This is a genomic window from Rhodospirillum centenum SW, assembly GCF_000016185.1.
Classification (GTDB): Bacteria; Pseudomonadota; Alphaproteobacteria; order Azospirillales; family Azospirillaceae; genus Rhodocista; species Rhodocista centena.
In genome coordinates, this window is record NC_011420.2 from 446,009 (window position 1) to 463,490 (window position 17,482).

At 69.0% G+C, this 17,482-nt stretch carries 15 protein-coding genes; 2 read left to right on the forward strand and 13 right to left on the reverse strand.

Annotated elements, in window-relative coordinates:
• Window positions 1-14: 14 nt before the first annotated feature.
• The 6 genes from RC1_RS01985 to RC1_RS20620 form a co-directional block, all read right to left on the reverse strand.
• Window positions 15-710, reverse strand: coding sequence for an ATP12 family chaperone protein (locus tag RC1_RS01985; RefSeq protein ID WP_012565650.1), 696 nt, complete (start codon window positions 708-710; stop codon window positions 15-17).
• Between the two features lie 25 nt (window positions 711-735).
• Window positions 736-1,419 (reverse strand): HAD-IA family hydrolase, encoded by a 684-nt coding sequence (locus tag RC1_RS01990; RefSeq protein WP_012565651.1) that lies wholly within the window; start codon window positions 1,417-1,419, stop codon window positions 736-738.
• Window positions 1,420-1,836: 417 nt separating this feature from the next.
• A complete protein-coding gene (locus RC1_RS01995) occupies window positions 1,837-2,847 on the reverse strand; it encodes an RluA family pseudouridine synthase (RefSeq protein ID WP_012565653.1) in 1,011 nt (336 codons plus the stop codon).
• Window positions 2,844-3,224, reverse strand: a complete 381-nt coding sequence (gene crcB / locus RC1_RS02000; RefSeq protein ID WP_012565654.1) for a fluoride efflux transporter CrcB — start codon at window positions 3,222-3,224, stop codon at window positions 2,844-2,846. Before crcB ends, RC1_RS01995 begins: the two co-directional genes overlap by 4 nt.
• A complete protein-coding gene (locus RC1_RS02005; protein WP_012565655.1) occupies window positions 3,221-4,114 on the reverse strand; it encodes a hypothetical protein in 894 nt (297 codons plus the stop codon). Before RC1_RS02005 ends, crcB begins: the two co-directional genes overlap by 4 nt.
• 449 nt (window positions 4,115-4,563) lie before the next feature.
• On the reverse strand, window positions 4,564-5,763 hold the full coding sequence (locus RC1_RS20620) for a DUF3644 domain-containing protein (protein WP_083759224.1): 1,200 nt from the start codon (window positions 5,761-5,763) through the stop codon (window positions 4,564-4,566).
• A gap of 362 nt (window positions 5,764-6,125) precedes the next feature.
• On the opposite strand from RC1_RS20620, the gene RC1_RS02010 reads away from it, so the two are divergent.
• Entirely contained in the window at window positions 6,126-6,443 is a 318-nt protein-coding gene (locus tag RC1_RS02010) for a hypothetical protein (RefSeq protein ID WP_012565656.1), read from the forward strand.
• Window positions 6,444-6,518: 75 nt separating this feature from the next.
• On the opposite strand, the gene RC1_RS02015 is transcribed toward RC1_RS02010, so the two are convergent.
• From RC1_RS02015 to RC1_RS02030, 4 genes are all read right to left on the reverse strand, one after another.
• Window positions 6,519-8,753 carry a TonB-dependent receptor gene (locus RC1_RS02015; protein WP_041785862.1) on the reverse strand — a complete coding sequence of 745 codons (2,235 nt, stop codon included), beginning with the start codon at window positions 8,751-8,753 and terminating at the stop codon, window positions 6,519-6,521.
• A 226-nt stretch (window positions 8,754-8,979) separates the two neighbouring features.
• The gene (locus RC1_RS02020; RefSeq protein ID WP_012565659.1) at window positions 8,980-10,278 is read right to left on the reverse strand and encodes a replication-associated recombination protein A; all 1,299 of its coding nucleotides are present in this window, start codon (window positions 10,276-10,278) and stop codon (window positions 8,980-8,982) included.
• 75 nt (window positions 10,279-10,353) lie between these two features.
• Window positions 10,354-11,781, reverse strand: coding sequence for a DegQ family serine endoprotease (locus RC1_RS02025; RefSeq protein WP_012565660.1), 1,428 nt, complete (start codon window positions 11,779-11,781; stop codon window positions 10,354-10,356).
• 67 nt (window positions 11,782-11,848) lie between these two features.
• Complete coding sequence (locus RC1_RS02030) at window positions 11,849-12,097, reverse strand: hypothetical protein (protein ID WP_012565661.1); 249 nt, start codon at window positions 12,095-12,097, stop codon at window positions 11,849-11,851.
• Between the two features lie 153 nt (window positions 12,098-12,250).
• On the opposite strand from RC1_RS02030, the gene RC1_RS02035 reads away from it, so the two are divergent.
• Window positions 12,251-12,949, forward strand: a complete 699-nt coding sequence (locus RC1_RS02035) for an aspartate/glutamate racemase family protein (protein WP_012565662.1) — start codon at window positions 12,251-12,253, stop codon at window positions 12,947-12,949.
• Window positions 12,950-13,354: 405 nt separating this feature from the next.
• On the opposite strand, the gene RC1_RS02040 is transcribed toward RC1_RS02035, so the two are convergent.
• The 3 genes from RC1_RS02040 to kdpC are packed head-to-tail and all read right to left on the reverse strand — an operon-like array spanning window position 13,355 to window position 17,473.
• Window positions 13,355-14,038, reverse strand: coding sequence for a response regulator (locus RC1_RS02040; protein ID WP_012565663.1), 684 nt, complete (start codon window positions 14,036-14,038; stop codon window positions 13,355-13,357).
• The gene (locus tag RC1_RS02045) at window positions 14,035-16,788 is read right to left on the reverse strand and encodes a sensor histidine kinase (protein ID WP_012565664.1); all 2,754 of its coding nucleotides are present in this window, start codon (window positions 16,786-16,788) and stop codon (window positions 14,035-14,037) included. The genes RC1_RS02040 and RC1_RS02045 overlap by 4 nt, the downstream gene beginning before the upstream one ends.
• A gap of 55 nt (window positions 16,789-16,843) precedes the next feature.
• Window positions 16,844-17,473 carry a potassium-transporting ATPase subunit KdpC gene (gene kdpC, locus RC1_RS02050; RefSeq protein ID WP_012565665.1) on the reverse strand — a complete coding sequence of 210 codons (630 nt, stop codon included), beginning with the start codon at window positions 17,471-17,473 and terminating at the stop codon, window positions 16,844-16,846.
• Window positions 17,474-17,482 lie beyond the last annotated feature (9 nt).

A 17,482-nucleotide genomic window follows, 5' to 3' on the forward strand; every position in this document is an offset into this window, starting at 1 on the left:
TCATTGCGGCGGAGCTAACCGGCAAGCAGGCGGAGGAACCGTTCCGTCGCCCCGAGGTCGGCCCGGATGCCGGCACGGCGGGCGGCGGCTTCGGCGTCCACGCCCCAGGTCTCGCTCTGCCAGGATTCGTCGAGCTGGGAGACGGCGAAGGCCTCCTCCGCGTCGATCCGCCCCTCCAGCAGCGCCAGCGCCACGACCAGAGAGCCGGAGAGGGCGACCGCGTTCTGCAGCCCCGACAGGCGCCAGTCGTCCTGCGCCTCCACCGCCCGCCGAAGGGCGGCCAGCGTCAGGTCCGACTGCGGCCGGTGGACGATGCCGGTGGTGGGCAGCAGCATCGCGTCGTAGCGGCTGGCCACCCAGTCCAGCAGCGGCTGCCACGCCTCCTCCTGCCGCGCCACCAGGGAGCGCGGATGGTCGGCCCGGTAGCAGAGCAGGTCCGTGCCGGCATAGGCGGCGACCCCGTCCACGATGGCGGCCCGCTGCGGCACGATGCGGTCCACGGTCGTGCTGGCGAGCTGCATCATCGGCATGGAGTGCGGCTCCACCGTCTCCGTCTGGGCGTCCCATTCGGCGGCGACGGCTTCCGCCAGGGCGCGTGTCGGCAGCACGAGCGGCGCGCGGGCGGGCGACTTCAGGCTGCGCCCGTCCAGCCGGACCTCCCAGCCGCCCTCTACGGCGGCCGTCCCGACCTCTCTGTAGACCCGCTTCATCCAGTGTATCTCCCGTTCCGGGACGTCAGTTCAGGGCCGCCGGGCCGGAGGGCGCCATCAGGGCGAGCACGGCTGCCGGCAGCGCCGCACAGTCGGTGACGATCCGGTCGGCCCCCGCGGCGGTCAGTTCCTCCACCTCATGGTAGCCCCAGGAGACGCCGACCACCGGCACGCGGGCGTTGCGGGCCATCAGCATGTCGAAGGTGGTGTCCCCGATCACCACCGTCTCCTCCCGCTCCGCCCCCGCCTCGGCCATCGCGTGGTGGACCATGTCGGGATGCGGCTTGCCGGGCAGCAGGTCGCTGGTCTGCAAGGTGACGAAACGCCCGCGCAGACCGTGATGGTCCAGCGTCGCCAGCAGGCCGCGGCGCGACTTGCCGGTGGCGACCCCCAGCAGGCAGCCCGCCGCCTCCAGCGCGTCCAGCGCCTCCACCACGCCGGGGAACAGCGGTTCGGGAACCCGTGCCAGCAGACGGTTCTCGTGGAAGGCGGCCTTGTAGGCCTCGGCGATCTCCACATGCAGGGCCGGCTCCAGCAGGGGCGCCAGCGTCGCCACGGCCCCGACCAGCGGCAGGCCGACGACCCGCCGCACCGCCTCGGCCGGCGGGGGTGGAAGATTGGCGGCGGCGAACCCGGCCGTCATGGCGGCGACGATGGCGTACTGGCTGTCCACCAGGGTTCCGTCGCAATCGAAAAGGGCAAGTTTCACGGTCGGGCCGCTCGGGCTGCGGGGACTGCCGCTCAGATAGCACCGCCCGGCCCGCGGCGGAAGCACCCGCGGGGCCGCGGCAGGGCAGGCCGGGACCGCACGGTCCGGTAACGGTGACGACGGTCACTGTCCGGTGCGGGGCGCGGGCCTAGAACCGCTCCAACCATCGCAACGACCTTTGCAGCACGGGCCGGCGCCGGGTCCCCCGCGGGAGGACAGGCGTGTCCGGCCGGGAGCACGAGCCATGAAGCGCGTGAACATGATCCGGGCGGAGACCCTGGCGGACCGGCTGACGGTCGCCGGCCTTGTCGGGGGCGTCCTGTTCTACCTGGGCTACGGCGTCTACCTGTTCGGCTGAAGCCCGCGGCCCGGGAGCCGGGGCGGACGCCGACGGATCGTGCCGTCGGCGTCCGGGCCTCAGAACTCCAGTTCCGCGAAGGGATCGTCCTTCCGCTTGTCCTCGAACCCGAAATAGTCCCAGGCCGGGCGCATGTGCTTCGGCAGGGGGGCCGTCACGTCGATGACGCCGCCGCGCGGATGCGGCAGGATGATCCGGCGGGCATGCAGATGGAGCTGCCGCGGCAGGTCCCCCGCCCCCTCCAGGAAGGCGCCCTGGCCGGCATACTTGCCGTCGCCCAGGATCGGCGTGCCGAGGGCGGCCATGTGGACGCGGAGCTGGTGGGTGCGCCCGGTGCGCGGCCACAGCGCCACGAAGGCAGCCTGTTTGTGGGCGTGCTCCAGCACCGTGTAGTAGGTGATGGCGTGAACGCCCTCATCCTCGTCCACGGTCATTCGTTCGCCGCGGGTGCCGGCCTCCTTGGCGACGGGCAGGTCGATGCGGCCCTTCATGGGCTTCGGCACCCCCACCGTCACCGCCCAGTAGATCTTGCGCGCCTCGCGGGAGCGGAAAGCGGCCGTCAGCTTGGCCGCCGCCGCGGCGCTGCGCGCCAGCACGAGGCAGCCCGAGGTGTCCTTGTCCAGCCGGTGGACCAGCTTGGGCCGCCCCTCCGCCTCGAACTTCAGGGCGTCCAGCATGGCGTCCAGATGCTTCACCTGGTTGGTGCCGCCCTGGGTGGCGAGCCCGGCGGGCTTGTCCAGCACGATGACGTCGTGGTCGCGGAACAGGACGCGGGCGCGCAGCTCCTTCGCCGCGCGCTCGTCCACCTCCGGCCGCGCCTTGGGCCGGACCGCATCGGGCGGCGGCGCGTCGGGCAAGGGCGGAATGCGGACGGACTGGCCGGGCAGCAGGCGCGTGCTGGCCTCCGCCCGTTTGCCGTCCACCCGGACCTGACCCGTGCGCAGCAGCTTCTGGAGCTGGATGTGGGAGAGCAGCGGATAGTGCCGCTTGAACCAGCGGTCCAGCCGGACCTCGCCCTCGTCGTCCCCGACCAGCCGGGTCTCGACCTGCTTCTTCTCACTCTCGCTCATGCAACCGCCGTCCGGATCAGCGCCAGACCGGCGAACAGGCCGCCGACCGACAACAGGAAAGAGGCCGCAACATAGGCTGCCGCAGCGCCGATTGCACCCCGTTCGACCAGCAGGGCAACGTCGAGCGAAAAGCTGGAGAAGGTGGTGAAGCCGCCGAGCACGCCCACCATCAGGAAGGCCCGCAGTTCCGGCGCCGGCTGCCAGACATGGGCGCCGAGCCCGGCCAGCACGCCCATGGCGAAGCTGCCGGTCACGTTCACCGTCATCGTCGCCCAGGGATAGGCGGTGCCCAGCCAGTGGCCCAGGCCGACACCCGTCAGATAGCGGGCCACGGCCCCGAGACCGCCGCCCGCGGCCACGGCCAGGATCATCTTCATGCGTCCACCCCGAATATCCACCCTTCGCGCCGGGCCGTCTCCGCCTCCGGCGCCGTCCAGACCCGCGCCTCTCCCGCGAGTGCGAGAAGGCCGGCGGCCGAGATCATGGCATCGCCCGTATGGTCGTCAAAGCCCTCCGGAAAGCCGGGCGGCAATGCGCAGCCGAAGGCCGCGAGCGCCCGCTCCAGCTCCGCCAGCGTGCGCAGCTTGGCCGTGCCGTGCCCGGCCCGGCGGCGGAACAGGGTCGGGTAGATCTCGCACACGACCGAGCGCGCACCGACCGGCTCCGCCGGCCAGACGGCGAGACGGCCGCCGGCCTCCCGCCGCAGCCGGCGCAGCGAGCGCATGCCGGCGAGCGACGCCTTGCCCACCTGCTTGGAGGCAGCCGCGAGCTTGAACACGGACACCGGGGTGCCGAAGCCGCCCGCGGCGGCCGCCACCTCCACCCGCCGGCGCTTGGTGGAACCGTCGCCCCAGTGCGGCGGCGTCGGCCCGGCGATCCAGAAGCTGGGCGCGAAGCGCGGATCGTGGACGACGGCACCCGCGAAATCATCCGATGCCTCGCCGGCCGCCGCCTCCACCAGATCCCAGAGCGCGAACAGGTCCGCCACCCCCGGCACGCGGCCGTCCAGATAGCCGGCGCCGGGCACCCAGGGCAGGCTGAAGGCGCAGTCGATCCCGATCAGCAGGCGCCGGCCCTGCGCGAGCCGGTCCAGCAGCCAGTTCACCGCCTCCTCCCGCCGCCAGTGGCGGCCCGGCGGCGGCACCGGCCGGACGATACGGTCCAAGGGCGAAACGACGGCGATGGCGATGCCGCGGGCCGGCTGCGCGCCGGTCCAGTCGATGCCGACATGGAGGTCGAAGGCGGTCGGGAACGGATCGGGCAGCATGGCAGGCTCGGCGGCGGGTCGGCCGCGACCCTATCATGGTGCTAAATACCCATCTGCCGGGCTGAGCTCCAGCCCAGGGAGTGAGATGACGGCAGCCTTGTGATGGCTTTCTGTAACCGGGCATGAGGGCGCCCGGCCCGGAGGTCATGGCCAAGCACTTGGGCCGGCAGATGAGTTGTAGGCAGCGGCGAGGCAAACGCCATCCGCTCGTTCAGGATGCTGTTGACGGAGGAATGCTCGCCCGAGAGGGGCTCTCGCACCTTGGCGTGCACAATCACAGCCGCCAGCACCTCGTCTTTCACCCGCCGGATCAGCCACAATGGATGGCGGGGCGATCTCGGTTCTTCAACGAAACGCATCGGAATGCCCCAGCTTGGTCCGACCGATGCCCCAGAATTCAGCGTATGACGCGGAGAGTCATACGACGGTATCCGGATTCAAAGGTGTCTTCAGCTACTGAGTTGATAACTCAGTATCGCCTGCCACTTCCCGTCATCTGCAACCTCGGCAACAAGGCGCTCAACCCAACTTCTCGAATAAGTGTAATCGCCATGCGCCGAGTGGTAAACACAATATTCCTTTTTGGTATTTTGAGGAAAAGAATCGCCCTTACGCGGCCTTACTTCATGCAAGCGCCAAGCTTGGTTATGATTATGCAAGCTAAAAGCCCGCCCGGTTCGTCGCGAAACTTCCTCGCACACCACCTTAGGCTTATAAGGATGGGTTTCGTCCGCGGGTCGAAATTTGACCAAGACATTTCGAATCTCTTTGGCCTCAGCCGATTCCGACTGTACGAATTGGAAATGTGAGCGGCTCTTTGATGCGCTGTCCAGGGTATAGATCACACGGAACTGGTAATCCAGGTCGGTCAACTCCTCCTCGGTCAGACCGTCCCGCAGGCGGGCGTCGAGAGCCTCTATATGTTCGGGAATATCGTGCTTTTGGAGTTCGGCCACTTGGCCAAGGCTCAGTTTCGAGAATTGCAGGGCAAAGGCCAAATCGCCTTGCAGCGAGAGAGACTCACCAAACAGATCACGGATTATGCGGTCAAAATTCAAACAGCAGGCTTGAAAAAGGGGCAGCCACTTTGAATCGGCCTTACCCAGGATGTTGTGTTCGACAGCGTCCCGAATATCCTTGAGCGCATTCAAATTGCGTTTCATGCCATCAGAAAGTGGGCAGTCGTCACGCTTAACCATGTAGCTCAACGACCACGTCTTCCCTTCGGCATCGGTGATTGTACCCCGCTTCCGAATGTAGTGTTCGTGCAGGAGGTAAGTCCAAGCCACATTCGCCAAAATTGCGAACATTTCTGTCTTGAAAATTACGGTCGGACTGTTGAAAACTTGAACAGCAACAATCATTGCCTCTCGTGCCCGCACCAACCTCTCATCTTCGAAGGCATTCAAGCCGGTACGCGGGTCAAACGCTTTCTTTCTGGCGATGAATCCCTCGACAACCTCATCTGACGCGGCAACAATATTGTCAGACCTCTTAACCTCGGTAATGCGCGCGCTATTGACCGTTGCTTTGCGACCAACGTTCAGCATTGCCTGAATATCCTGATTGCGATACCCTCTATTCAGCAAGGCCTTCACTACCGGCTTTTCATTAGCAGTCAAAGAACCATTGCGGTTTCTTACGACCATGCCGCCAACCTTTCAGTCGTTGTGCATGGCAAGCATACTTCGGCAGGAGATTTGGATCAAAGGCATATCACCACACCTTGCATCACTCGACTTTCTGCCTATCGGGGCATACGATTTTTATGCCTACGGTGCGGCTTAGTCCATCTCAGGGCTCGCTTGGAAAGCCTTGAAGCCGGGTTGGTGGTAGGTTCAGGTGGGACATTAACCAGAGCTAGATTCTGTCAGAGACTTTCCGGACCGCCAGCAAAGATGGCGGGGACCCGCCCTGCCCTCGCCCCGATCGTTCGGCTATGCTCGGGGTCCCAACGGTTTGGCCGGGACGGTCGGACATGCGGATCGGATACTGGACGGCAGGCGCGGCGATGGCCGCCTTTTTCCTTCTGCCCGGCCCCGCCCGGGCACAGGGCACGCCGCCGCCGGCCGGCCCCCCGCAGGACGCGGGCTCCAACGCGGCAGAGGAGCCGCCGGAGGAGATTGTCATCATCGGCCGGCGGCGGCCGACGCCCGACTTCCAGGAGCAGTACGAATTCCACAAGGCGGAGTTCGAGCGGCTGCGGCAGATCTATGAGGAACCCCCACCCCCGCCCCGCTATTCGCCCGGGGAGCGGAAGCTGCGGGTGCAGGAGAGCATCTCCTCCACCCTGCCCGGCAAGCCCACCCTGCTGGACCGCGCGAACTGAGCGGCCCTCCCGCGAACAGGAACGGCCCCGATGCGGACATCGGGGCCGTCCTGACGGATGCGGGTCCTTGCCGCCTTACGGCAGCCTGGCCGTGAACGAGATGCCGACGGTCATCGGATCGTTCACGACGGCGGCGAGATAGTTCTCGATCACGCCCTTGACGTTCTTCTCGTTGGTGATGTTGCGGCCGAACAGGGCCACCTCGTAGGTCCGGTCCGGATTCTCGTAGCCGATCTTCAGCCCGCCCTCGAAGTCGCCCTTGCTGTAGAACTCCTCCGACTCGTACAGCACGAAGTTCGTGCGGCCGGTCATGTTCCAGTCGGTGAACAGGAACAGGTTGCTGCCGTCGGCCAGCGGCATGTTGTACCGGGCGGTCAGGCTGAGGATGTATTCCGGCGCGTTCGGGAACGGGTTGCCGTCGATCTTCGCGCGGCCGTTCACCAGCGGGTCCTTCACCGTGCAGACGCCGCCCGAGCAGATCGACGTGGTGACCTGATCGTCCTTGATCTCGGTATCGGTGTAGGTCAGGCCGGCGGTGATGATGAAGTCCGGCGTCAGGAAGGCTTCGGCATCCACCTCAAGGCCGTAGGCGACGCCCTTGTCCGCGTTCAGCAGACGGGCGGTGCCGTTGCCGTCGAAGGCGGTGAGCTGGATGTCGTTGACCGTGTAGGTGTAGACGGCGCCGTTCAGGCGCAGCCGGTCGTCCAGCAGGCTGCTCTTCAGGCCGGCCTCGTAGGAGAGGATCGTCTCCGAGGTGGCGGTCGTCGGGGCGCCGTTGAAGGAGACCGTGCGGCCCTGGATGGTCGGGCCGCGGAAGCCGCGGGCGATGCGGCCGAACACCGACACCTCGTCGGTCAGGTCGTAGAAGGCGCTGGCGTCCCAGCTCAGCTCGTCGTCCTTCAGCTCGACATGGCGGATGCCGGTGTAGGACGCCTGCGTGATCCGGCGGCCGTCCTCCACGCTGGTGAAGGTGCCGGCCTGCAGGGCGCGCAGGACGTTCATCTCCTTCTTGTCCTCGGTCCAGCGCAGGCCGCCGGTGAGCTTCAGGTCGTCGGTGATCCGGTAGCCGGCCTGACCGAACAGGGCCCAGGACCTGTTCTCGTTGCCCAGCGTGACGAAGCCGCTGGCGCCGCCCGTCTCGAAGAAATTGTACGGACGGAAGGTGAGCTGCTCGTCGGAATCGAAGTAGAAGCCGCCGACCTGCCAGTTGAGCGGGCCCGTCGTGTCGCTGGCGAGGCGCAGCTCCTGCGTCCACTGGTCCAGATCGTCGATGTTGCCCTGGGACTCGGCGAAGTTGCCGGCGGTGCCGTCGGTGTCGCCGCGGCTGTAGCCGTTCGTCGTCTCGTAGGCGGTGATCGAGGTCAGGACGACATTGCCGAAGTCGTGATCGACCTTCAGCGAGCTGCCCCAGCCCTCATAGGACTGGTCGTTGGCGTCGCCGTCGTTGTAGGCGACCTTGTCCTTGTCGTAGTTGCCGTTCAGCTTGTGGCTGCCCTTGGTCAGGGCGTAGCCGCGGAACAGGGTGGAGGTGGCGTCGAGATCGCGGCCGTGAACGTTCAGCAGGACGTCGGTGTCCTCGCCCGGGGTCAGCAGGAACTGGACGCGGGCGGCCTTGTCGTCGTAGCCGCCCAGCTTGGTGCCGTCGGCCGTGTTGTCCACCCAGTCGCCGCGGTGCTGCACCATGGCGGAGGCGCGGATGGCGAGCACGCCGTCGATCAGCGAGCCGCCGACACCGGCATCGGCCGTCACCGTGCCGAAGGTGCCGTAGGTGACGGTGCCGCGCCCCTGGGTCTCATGGCTCGGGGCGATCGAGTCGAACTTGATGATGCCGGCCGTGGTGTTGCGGCCGAACAGGGTGCCCTGCGGCCCGCGCATCACCTCGACCTGCTGCGTGTCGAACAGCGGCGAGCTTTTCAGCACCACGTTCTCCATCACCACATCGTCGATGATGATGGAGACGGGCTGCGAGGCGCCCAGGTAGAAATCGTTGTTGCCCAGGCCGCGGATGTAGAAGCGCGGGAAGATGCGGCCGGTCGAGGTCTCCGCATAGAGGCCCGGCACGCGGCCCGACAGCGCCAGCACGTCACCGCCGCCGGCCAGATAGTCGCGGAAGGTGTCGCCGGAGATGGCCGCCACGGACACCGGCACCTCCTGGAGGTTCTCGCTGCGCCGCTGCGCGGTGACGATGATCTCCTCCAGGGCCGGTTCCGCCGGCTGGGCGGTCTGGGCCGCGACACCGGCCGGCACGAGCAGCGCCAGGGCGGAAAGCCCGGCGTTCAGAGCATGCTTGAGCTGCACTTGGGTCCTCATCAGTCGGTTCAGGCGGCTGGACATCCAGGCCTGCAAGGCGGGCGGCCGCACGTCCGGGGGATGCCCTTTGCCCCGAACGCGGACGTGGACGGGCCGCCCCGCCGTTGGCGGCCCGGTTACTCCCGATCCGCGACGGAGCGATGACGAAAATGTTACAGCGATGAAAGTGGCGACGGGGTGTGGCTTCCGCACATCACCCCCGGCCGGGACAGCAGGCCTTCCCCCCTCAGCCCTGTCCCTGCCGTTCCGTCCGCAGCCGGGCCCAGTAGTCCAGGCGCTTGCGGATCTCCCGCTCGAAGCCGCGTTCGACGGGGTTGTAGAAGACCTGCCGCTCCATCCCGTCGGGGAAGTAGTTCTGCCCGCTGAAGCCATCCGCCGTATCGTGGTCGTAGGCGTAGCCGTGCCCGTAGCCGAGCTGCTTCATCAGCTTGGTCGGGGCGTTCAGGATGTGCATGGGCGGCATCAGGCTGCCCGTCTCCCGCGCCGCGCGCAGGGCCGCGCCATGGGCCTTGTAGGCGGCGTTCGACTTGGGCGCCGTGCCCAGATAGATGACGAGCTGGGCGATGGCGAGGTCGCCCTCCGGGCTGCCCAGCCGCTCATAGGCTTCCCAGGCGGCGATGGCCTGGGTCAGCGCCTGCGGATCGGCAAGCCCGACATCCTCCACCGCGAAGCGGCAGAGCCGGCGGGCGATGTAGCGGGGGTCCTCCCCGCCCGCCAGCATGCGGGCGAACCAGTAGAGCGCCGCATCCGTGTCGGAGCCGCGCAGCGACTTGTGCAGCGCCGAGATCAGGTTGTAGTGGCCTTCCTGCGCCTTGTCGTAGAGCGGCATCCGCCGCTGCACCGCCGCCGTCAGCCCCGTCGTGTCCAGCGCCGTGCCGTCGGGAAGCTGGAACAGCTCCTCGCACAGGTTCAGGCAGTAGCGGCCGTCGCCGTCCGCCATGGCCTTCAGCGCCAGCCGTGCATCCTCGTCCAGCGGCAGGGGGCGGCCCGTCTCCGCCTCCGCGCGTTGCAGCAGCTTCTCCAGCGCCGCCTCGTCCAGCCGGTTCAGGACGAAGACCTGGGCGCGGGACAGGAGTGCGGCGTTCAGCTCGAAGCTGGGATTCTCCGTCGTGGCCCCGACCAGGGTGACGGTGCCGTCCTCGACATAGGGCAGGAAACCGTCCTGCTGGGAGCGGTTGAAGCGGTGGATCTCATCGATGAACAGCAGGGTCCCCTGCCCCATCGCCCGCCGCGCCTTGGCCGCCTCGAACACCTTGCGCAGGTCGGCCACGCCGGAGAAGACGGCGGACAGCGGCTCGAAATGCAGGTCGGTGGACTGGGCCAGAAGCCGGGCGATGGTGGTCTTGCCGCAGCCAGGCGGCCCCCAGAGGATCATGGAGGTGAGGCGCCGCGCCTTGACCTGCCGGCCGACGGGCCCCTCGGGGGCCAGCAGATGCTCCTGCCCCACGACCTCCTCCAGCCGGCGCGGCCGCAGCCGGTCGGCCAGGGGGCGGGGAGCCTGATCCTCGAACAACGTACCCGACATGATCCTCACCGGGCGGCGGAAGGCAGCCGGGCCCCAGCATGCCCGCCCCGCCCGCGGGCGGCAAACGCCATTGCGTCAGCCGCCGATGGTGGTGGTCAGGACCTGATCGCCGCGCTGCACGTCGATGGTCCAGGCCCGCGCCCGGCGGGCCAGTTCGGCCGACAGATCGCGCACCCGCTCAATGGCCGTGCCGTTGATCCGCAGGATCACGTCGCCCGGACGCAGCCCCGTCATGGCCGCGGGCGAGCCACGGGCGACCTGGAGCACCACCACGCCCTCCTGTGCGCCGGAGAAACCGATCTCCTCGATCAGGGCGGGGTTCAGGTTGCCGACCTCCGCCCCGGCCAGCGGGTTCCGGCCCTGCAGGGTCGTCACCTCCCGCGGCGGGTCCTCCGGCGGGGCGATCAGCCCGAGCGTGAGCTGCTGTTCCTTGCCGCCGCGCAGCACGGTCAGCGTCGCCTTGCCGCCGATCGGCAGGGTGGCGATGCGGTAACGCAGGGCGTCGGGACCGTCCACCTCGCGCCCGTTCACGCCGGTGATGACGTCGCCGCGGCGCAGCCCCGCCTTGTCGGCCGGGCCACCCGGCCGGACCTGGTTGATCAGGACGCCACCGGGCCGCGCGAGATTGAGTCCGGCCGCGAGGTCGGCGGTGACCGCCTGCCCGTCGGCCCCGATCCAGGGCCGGACCAGCTTGCCGCCGGCGGCCACCGCGTCGATCACGGTGCGGACCATGTTGGAGGGGATGGCGAAGCCGATGCCGATGGAGCCGCCGTTGCGGGAATAGATCGCCGAATTGATGCCGACCAGCCGGCCGTCCATGGTGACCAGGGCACCGCCCGAATTACCCGGATTGATGGCCGCATCGGTCTGGATGAAGAAGTTGTAGTCCGACACGCCGACCGCCGTGCGGGCCACGGCGGAGACGATGCCGCTGGTCACCGTCTGGCCGACGCCGAACGGGTTGCCGATGGCGAGCACGAGGTCACCGACCTCCAGATCGTCGGAGTCCCGGAGCTGCAGGAAGGGCAGCCGTTCGCCCTTGGTGTCGATCCGCAGCACGGCGAGGTCCACCCGCTCGTCCTGGCTGACCAGCTTGGCCGGGAACTCCCGCCGGTCGGCCAGGACGACCTGGATCTGGTCGCTGTCCTGGATGACGTGCGCGTTGGTGATGATCAGCCCGTCGGCGCTGACGATGACGCCGGAACCGAGCGACGCCTCCATGCGCTCCCGCGGGACGCCGCCGAGGGCATCGCCGAAGAAGCGGCGGAACAGCGGATCGTCGAACAGGGGCGAGACCCGCTGGCGCACCGTGCGGGTGGTGTAGATGTTCACCACCGCCGGGATCACCTGCTTCACGACGGGCGCGAAGGAGAGCTGGATCTGTTCCCGGTTGTCCGGGACCGCGCGCTGCGCCGAGGCCGGAGCGGGAACGAAGCTTGCCGCGAGGAGGAGTGCGAGCGCGACACCGCCGCGGCCGAGGGGGGAGAGGAACCTGGGCATCATGGCCGCAATGTAGGCAACCGATCGCGGCCGAAAAAGGGCGATCCTTTCCGGTCGGGAGCGACCCCGGTCAGCGCCCGCCGCAGCGGTTCAGGCACGACTTCATCTCGGCCTGGCAGGTGGCGCCCATGCCGTAGGTCGTGTTGCCGTCCTGCGCCGATCGCTGGTCGAAGCAGACATCGGCCTCGCGGTTGCACTGGGCGAGACAGGCCTGATGGCCGTCGGTGGCGCCCTGCGCCTCCCGCCGGGCCGGGGGAGCCATGCAGGCCGTCAGCAGGACGGGCAGGAGAGCGGCAAGGGCGATCTGGCGCGGGCGCATTGGCGGAACCCCTCAAGGACTGATAGCGTCCCCGATACCGCGCCGGGCCGGGCCGCCGCAAGGCTGCTGTCCGGCACGGGCGCGCATGCCGCGGACCCGCCCGGGCGCGGATGACCACAGACCCGCGCCCGGATGCGCGGAAAGGAGCCTTGCATGCGTACCCTGGGCCTGATCGGCGGCATGAGCTGGGAGAGCACGGCCGTCTATTACCGCCTGCTGAACGGCATGGTGCGGGACCGGCTGGGCGGGCTGCATTCGGCCCGCCTGCTGCTGCTGTCCGTGGACTTCGCGGAGATCGCCGCCCTCCAGGCGGAGGGGCGCTGGAGCGTGCTGACGGAGCGGATGGTCGATGCCGGCCGCCATCTGCGGGCCGGCGGGGCCGAGGCGCTGCTGATCTGCACCAACACCATGCACCTGATGGCCGCGGCGGTGGAGGAGGCGGCAGGCCTGCCGCTGATACACATCGCCGACACGACCGCCGCAGCCTGCCGCAAGGCCGGAGTCCGCCGTCCCCTGCTGCTGGCGACCCGCTACACCATGGAGCACCCGTTCTATGCCGAGCGGCTGCACCGCCACGGGCTGGAGCCGCTGGTGCCGGGTCCCGAGGACCGCACCACCATCCACCGGATCATCTACGAGGAGCTGTGCCGGGGCGAAATCCGCGAGGACAGCCGCGCCGCCTACCGGGCCGTGATCGAGCGGATGCGGGCGGAAGGGGCGGACGGCGTGATCCTGGGCTGCACCGAGATCGGCCTGCTGATCCGCCAGGAGGACAGCCCCCTGCCCGTCTTCGACACGACGGAGATTCACTGTGCGGCGGCCGTGGACTTCGCGCTCGCCCCCGGCCCCTGACCGGACAGGTTCCGAGCGTGACGGGCACGCCCTGTTCCTGTTTTCCAGGCACGACCCCGGGCCGATGCCCGGAAGACCATGGAGGGGAGCATGATGGCGGACAGCCGCGACCGGCCGGGAACCCTGGGCAACGAATCCCCCGCCGACGTCGCAGAAGAGCAGTTCCGGGCCCGGCTGAGGTCACCCGACGGAAGCTCTCCGGCCGGTACGGCCTCCTCTACAGGCACGGTCGCGGCCGACACCCCCGTCCCGTCAGGGGCGGGGACCGGACAGCCGGAGACGGAAGCTGGCGGCGGGAAGACTTCTTCCCGACAGCCGACTTATCGCAGCGAGAGCGGCTTCGCCCAGTCCCTGAGCTGACGGCGGGAGACCGCGCCGGCCGCAAAGAGCATGGGACGCGGCTTTCTAGGTGCCGTCGGTCCGCAGCCGGTAGCCGACGCCCGGTTCGGTGACGATCAGGGCGGGCTGCCCCGGATCAGGCTCCAGCTTCTGGCGGAGCTGGTTGACATAGACCCGCAGATAGGCCGTGTCCTCGACATGCGCGGGTCCCCAGACTTCCCGCAGAATCTGCTGGTGCGTCAGCACATGGTCGGCACTGCGGGCCAGGACGAACAGCAGGTCCTGCTCGCGCCGCGACAGGCGGACCTCACCTCCGTCGCGTTCGACGACGCGGCGGTCCAGATCGATCATGACGCCACCCGCGACGACGACGGCCGGCCGGGGATCCTGCGGCGCACGGCGCAGCGCCACCCGGACCCGCGCCATCAGTTCGGCGATGCCGAAGGGTTTGGCGACATAGTCCTCCGCCCCGCGGTCGAGCGCCTCCACCTTGTCGGTCTCCCCCGTCCTGACCGAGAGCACCAGGATCGGAACCCGGCCGATCTCCCGGATGGCGCTGACCACCTCCTGCCCGTCCATGTCGGGCAGGCCGAGATCCAGGATCACGAGGTCGGGCGCTTCGGCCCGCACCAGGGCCACGGCCTCCGCTCCCGTCTCCGCCTCCAGGACCGCGTGTCCGTTGGCGGCGAGGCTGATGCGCAGGAAGCGCCTGATCTGTGCCTCGTCATCGACCACGAGGATGCGGCTCATGCAGGCCCACCTCCCGCCGGCACCGCTACGGCCACTTCTGCCGACATCTCGGCCGGCGCCGGCGGTGCCTCCTCCGGCACGGGCAGGCGCAGGACAAGGCAGGCGCCCACGCCATGCATGCCGTCCAGCACGCCGATGCTGCCGCCGTGCGCCTCCACGATGCCCTTGGCGATGGCGAGCCCGAGGCCGGTGCCTGCCGTCTGCTGGTCACCCCCGGCCACGCGGTAGAACATGTCGAACACCCGGTCCCGGTCCGCCACCGGGATGCCGGGACCCTGGTCACACACCTCGGCCACCACCCTGTCACCCCGCCGCCGTGCCCATACCGTGATGGCGCCCTGCGCCGGACTGTATCTGGCGGCATTGTCCAGCAGGTTGAAGAGGACCTGCTCCATCAGGACGGGGTCGAGCTGGAGCAAGGGCAGATCCGGGGCCAGATCCACCTTGATGCGCCGGCCCTTCAGCAACGGCTTCGCCCGCGCCAGCGCCCGGCCGACGATGTCCGCGAGGTCGGTCCAGTCCGTCTTCGGCTTCAGCCCGCCGCTGCCGAGCTTCGTCATGTCCAGCAGGTTCTGCACGAAGCGGTTCATCCGCTCCGCCTCCTCCTGGATGGTGCGGGCGAGTTCGCGCCGCGCATCGTCGTCCAGCTCGTGCTCCAGGGTCAGCAGGCTGCTGGCCGATCCCAGGATGGAGACCAGCGGCGTGCGCAGATCGTGCGAGAGGGAGGACAGCAGGGCGGCGCGGAGCTGCTCCTTTTCGCCGGCGATCTGGGCCGCCTCGATGTCCCGGACGAGCTGGGTGCGTTCCAGGACCAGGGCCGCCTGGTCGACCAGCGCGTCCAGCAGCCGGGCCTGATCGGCAGAGAGGCGGCTGCCGCCCTCGTACCCCTGCACGCCCAGCACGCCGACGGTGCCGCGCTGGGTCTTGAGCGGCAGGAACAGCCATTCGGAAGCGGGCAGCGTGTCGGACCCGCGCCCGGCCCGCTCGCCGTTGCTCCAGGCCCATTGGGCCGCGGCGGCGGCCCGCTGGTCCAGCCTGTCCTCCGGCGGATAGCCCGCGCGGATCGCAAGCTCACCGTCCAGCGGCAACAGCACGAGCGCCTTTGCCTTCAGCGTCGCCGCCACGTGATGCACCACGGCCCAGAGCACGTCGTCCTCGCTGGCGGCGGAGGCGACCTTGCGGGCGAAGTCGTAGAGGTTGGCGGTCCGCCGCTGACTGGTCCGGGACAGCTCGATCTGGGCGCGCAGCCGGGACGCCAGATGGCCGGTGAACACGGCAGCAACCAGGAAGAACCCGATGGTCAGCAGGTCCTCCGAGGTGTTGACCAGGAAGGTCTGCCGGGGTTCGGTGAAGAAGAAGTTGAAGGCGAAGAACGCCAGGACCGCCGTGACGATGGACGGGACCAGCCCGAACCGCGTGGCGATCAGGAGCACGGCGAGCAGATACACGAGACTGACATTGGCCACCGGCAGAACGCTGAAGACACCCCAGGACAGGGCCGTGGCCAGGATCAGCGCCACTCCCGCCCAGGCATAGGCCCGCCAGCCCCGCCGGTCCGATCCGGCCGGCCCCGCGAGCGCCTGTCCTGCCGCCCCCTGCCCCGACGGTTCCGGTTTCTCCTCCGTTCCGCCGACCAGAAGCAGGTCGTAGGCCGTGGCCCGCTTCAGCATGTCGTCCGTCGATGTCAGGCCGAAGCGGCGGCGCTGGCGGCTGCGCCCCAGCACGATCTGACTGACGTTGTTGGCCCGGGCCCAGCCGATCAGTTCTCCGGCGATGTCGTCGCCCGGCAGGACCACCGTCTCGCCCCCGAGCTGATGCGCCAGCCGCAGCGCCTCCGTGACATGGGCCTTCCTGGTTTCGGACAGGGTCTGGTGTCGGTGTGTCTCGACATAGGCGACGGTCCAGGGCGCCTGCCGGCGGTCCGCCATGCGCCGGGCCGACCGCACCAGGGTCGCCGCGTTCGGCTCCGGCCCGATGGCGACCAGGATGCGGTCGCGGGTCGGCCAGGGGCCGGCGATGCCGTTGCGGCGCATGTAGGAGAGCATCTGGGCATCGACCCGCTCCGCCGCCTGCCGCAGCGCCATCTCGCGCAGCGCCGTCAGATTGCCGACGGAGAAGAACTTCTCCACCGCCATGCGGGCCTGCGCCGGCACATAGACCTTTCCTTCCCCCAGGCGCTTGCGCAGCTCCTGCGGCGGCAGGTCGATCATCTCGATCTCGTCCGCCCCGCGCAGGACGCTGTCGGGCACCGTCTCGCGCACCTTGATCCCGGCGATGCGCTCGATGACGTCGTTCAGGCTGTCGAGATGCTGGACGTTGAGGGTGGACCAGACATCGATGCCGGCCGCGAGCAGCTCTTCGACGTCCTGCCATCGCTTGAGGTGCCGGCTGCCGGGAATGTTGGTGTGGGCCAGTTCGTCCACCAGGACCAGCGCCGGCCGCCGGACCAGGATGGCGTCCAGGTCCATCTCCTCGAAGGAGCGGCCACGATAGTCGATGCGGCTGCGCGGCACGACCTCCAGGCCGTGGACCAGCCGCTCGGTCTCCGCCCGGCCATGTGTCTCGACGATGCCGACGACCAGAGCGACGCCATCCCGCCGGGCGGACTGGGCCGCCTCCAGCATGGCGTAGGTCTTGCCGACGCCGGGGGCGGCGCCCAGGAAGATCTTCAGCTTGCCGCGCTGCTCCCGCCGGGCGTGCTCCAGCAGGGCATCGGGGGACGGGCGGTCCTGGTCCTCAGGTCTGGCCATGCATCTTCTCGGGGAAAGAAAAGGCGGGCGGAACCGGGTTCCGCCCGCGACACCGTCATCGGACCTCCGGACGGCCGGGTTCCGGATGGCCGGGTTCCGGCTGGCGGGGCGTCGGCGCCTGGGCATCCAGCGCGAGGTTGAGCTTTAGCACGTTGACGGACGGCTCGCCCAGGAAGCCGAAGACGCGGCCTTCCGTCGCCTGCCGGATCAGCTCCACGACCCGGCCGGTCTCCAGCCCGCGCGCGGCCGCCACCCGCGGCGCCTGCCAGAGGGCGGCGGCGGGAGAGATGTGCGGATCGAGGCCGCTGGCGCTCGCGGTCACCAGATCGACAGGGACCGGCCCGACGGCGTCCGGATTGGCTGCCTTGAGCGCCTCCACCCGTGCCTGCACGGCGGCGACGAGGGCGGTGTTGGACGGCCCGAGATTCGTGCCGGAGGAGTTGGCGGCGTCATAGCCGTCGCCGGCCGCCGAGGGCCGCGACCAGAAGTATTCCGGCCGGGTGAAGGTCTGACCGATCAGGGCGGAGCCCAGCACCGTACCATCGGCACGGTGGATCAGGCTGCCCGCCGCCTGCTCGGGAAAGGCCAGGCGGGCGACGGCGGTGACGGCCAGCGGATAGGCCAGCCCCGTCAGCACGGTCAGGGCCAGGATCATGGTCAGGGCGGGGCGCAGATGCGTCAGCATTGTCTCTCT

Bases quoted from the DNA above. Each gene is read 5' to 3' on its own strand.
- RC1_RS01985 (WP_012565650.1), bottom strand. From the start codon at position 710: ATGAAGCGGGTCTACAGAGAGGTCGGGACGGCCGCCGTAGAGGGCGGC.
- RC1_RS01995 (WP_012565653.1), bottom strand. From the start codon at position 2,847: ATGAGCGAGAGTGAGAAGAAGCAGGTCGAGACCCGGCTGGTCGGGGAC.
- crcB (WP_012565654.1), bottom strand. From the start codon at position 3,224: ATGAAGATGATCCTGGCCGTGGCCGCGGGCGGCGGTCTCGGGGCCGTG.
- RC1_RS02005 (WP_012565655.1), bottom strand. From the start codon at position 4,114: ATGCTGCCCGATCCGTTCCCGACCGCCTTCGACCTCCATGTCGGCATC.
- RC1_RS20620 (WP_083759224.1), bottom strand. From the start codon at position 5,763: ATGGTCGTAAGAAACCGCAATGGTTCTTTGACTGCTAATGAAAAGCCG.
- RC1_RS02010 (WP_012565656.1), top strand. From the start codon at position 6,126: ATGGCCGCCTTTTTCCTTCTGCCCGGCCCCGCCCGGGCACAGGGCACG.
- RC1_RS02015 (WP_041785862.1), bottom strand. From the start codon at position 8,753: ATGAGGACCCAAGTGCAGCTCAAGCATGCTCTGAACGCCGGGCTTTCC.
- RC1_RS02020 (WP_012565659.1), bottom strand. From the start codon at position 10,278: ATGTCGGGTACGTTGTTCGAGGATCAGGCTCCCCGCCCCCTGGCCGAC.
- RC1_RS02025 (WP_012565660.1), bottom strand. From the start codon at position 11,781: ATGATGCCCAGGTTCCTCTCCCCCCTCGGCCGCGGCGGTGTCGCGCTC.
- RC1_RS02030 (WP_012565661.1), bottom strand. From the start codon at position 12,097: ATGCGCCCGCGCCAGATCGCCCTTGCCGCTCTCCTGCCCGTCCTGCTG.
- RC1_RS02035 (WP_012565662.1), top strand. From the start codon at position 12,251: ATGCGTACCCTGGGCCTGATCGGCGGCATGAGCTGGGAGAGCACGGCC.
- RC1_RS02040 (WP_012565663.1), bottom strand. From the start codon at position 14,038: ATGAGCCGCATCCTCGTGGTCGATGACGAGGCACAGATCAGGCGCTTC.
- RC1_RS02045 (WP_012565664.1), bottom strand. From the start codon at position 16,788: ATGGCCAGACCTGAGGACCAGGACCGCCCGTCCCCCGATGCCCTGCTG.
- kdpC (WP_012565665.1), bottom strand. From the start codon at position 17,473: ATGCTGACGCATCTGCGCCCCGCCCTGACCATGATCCTGGCCCTGACC.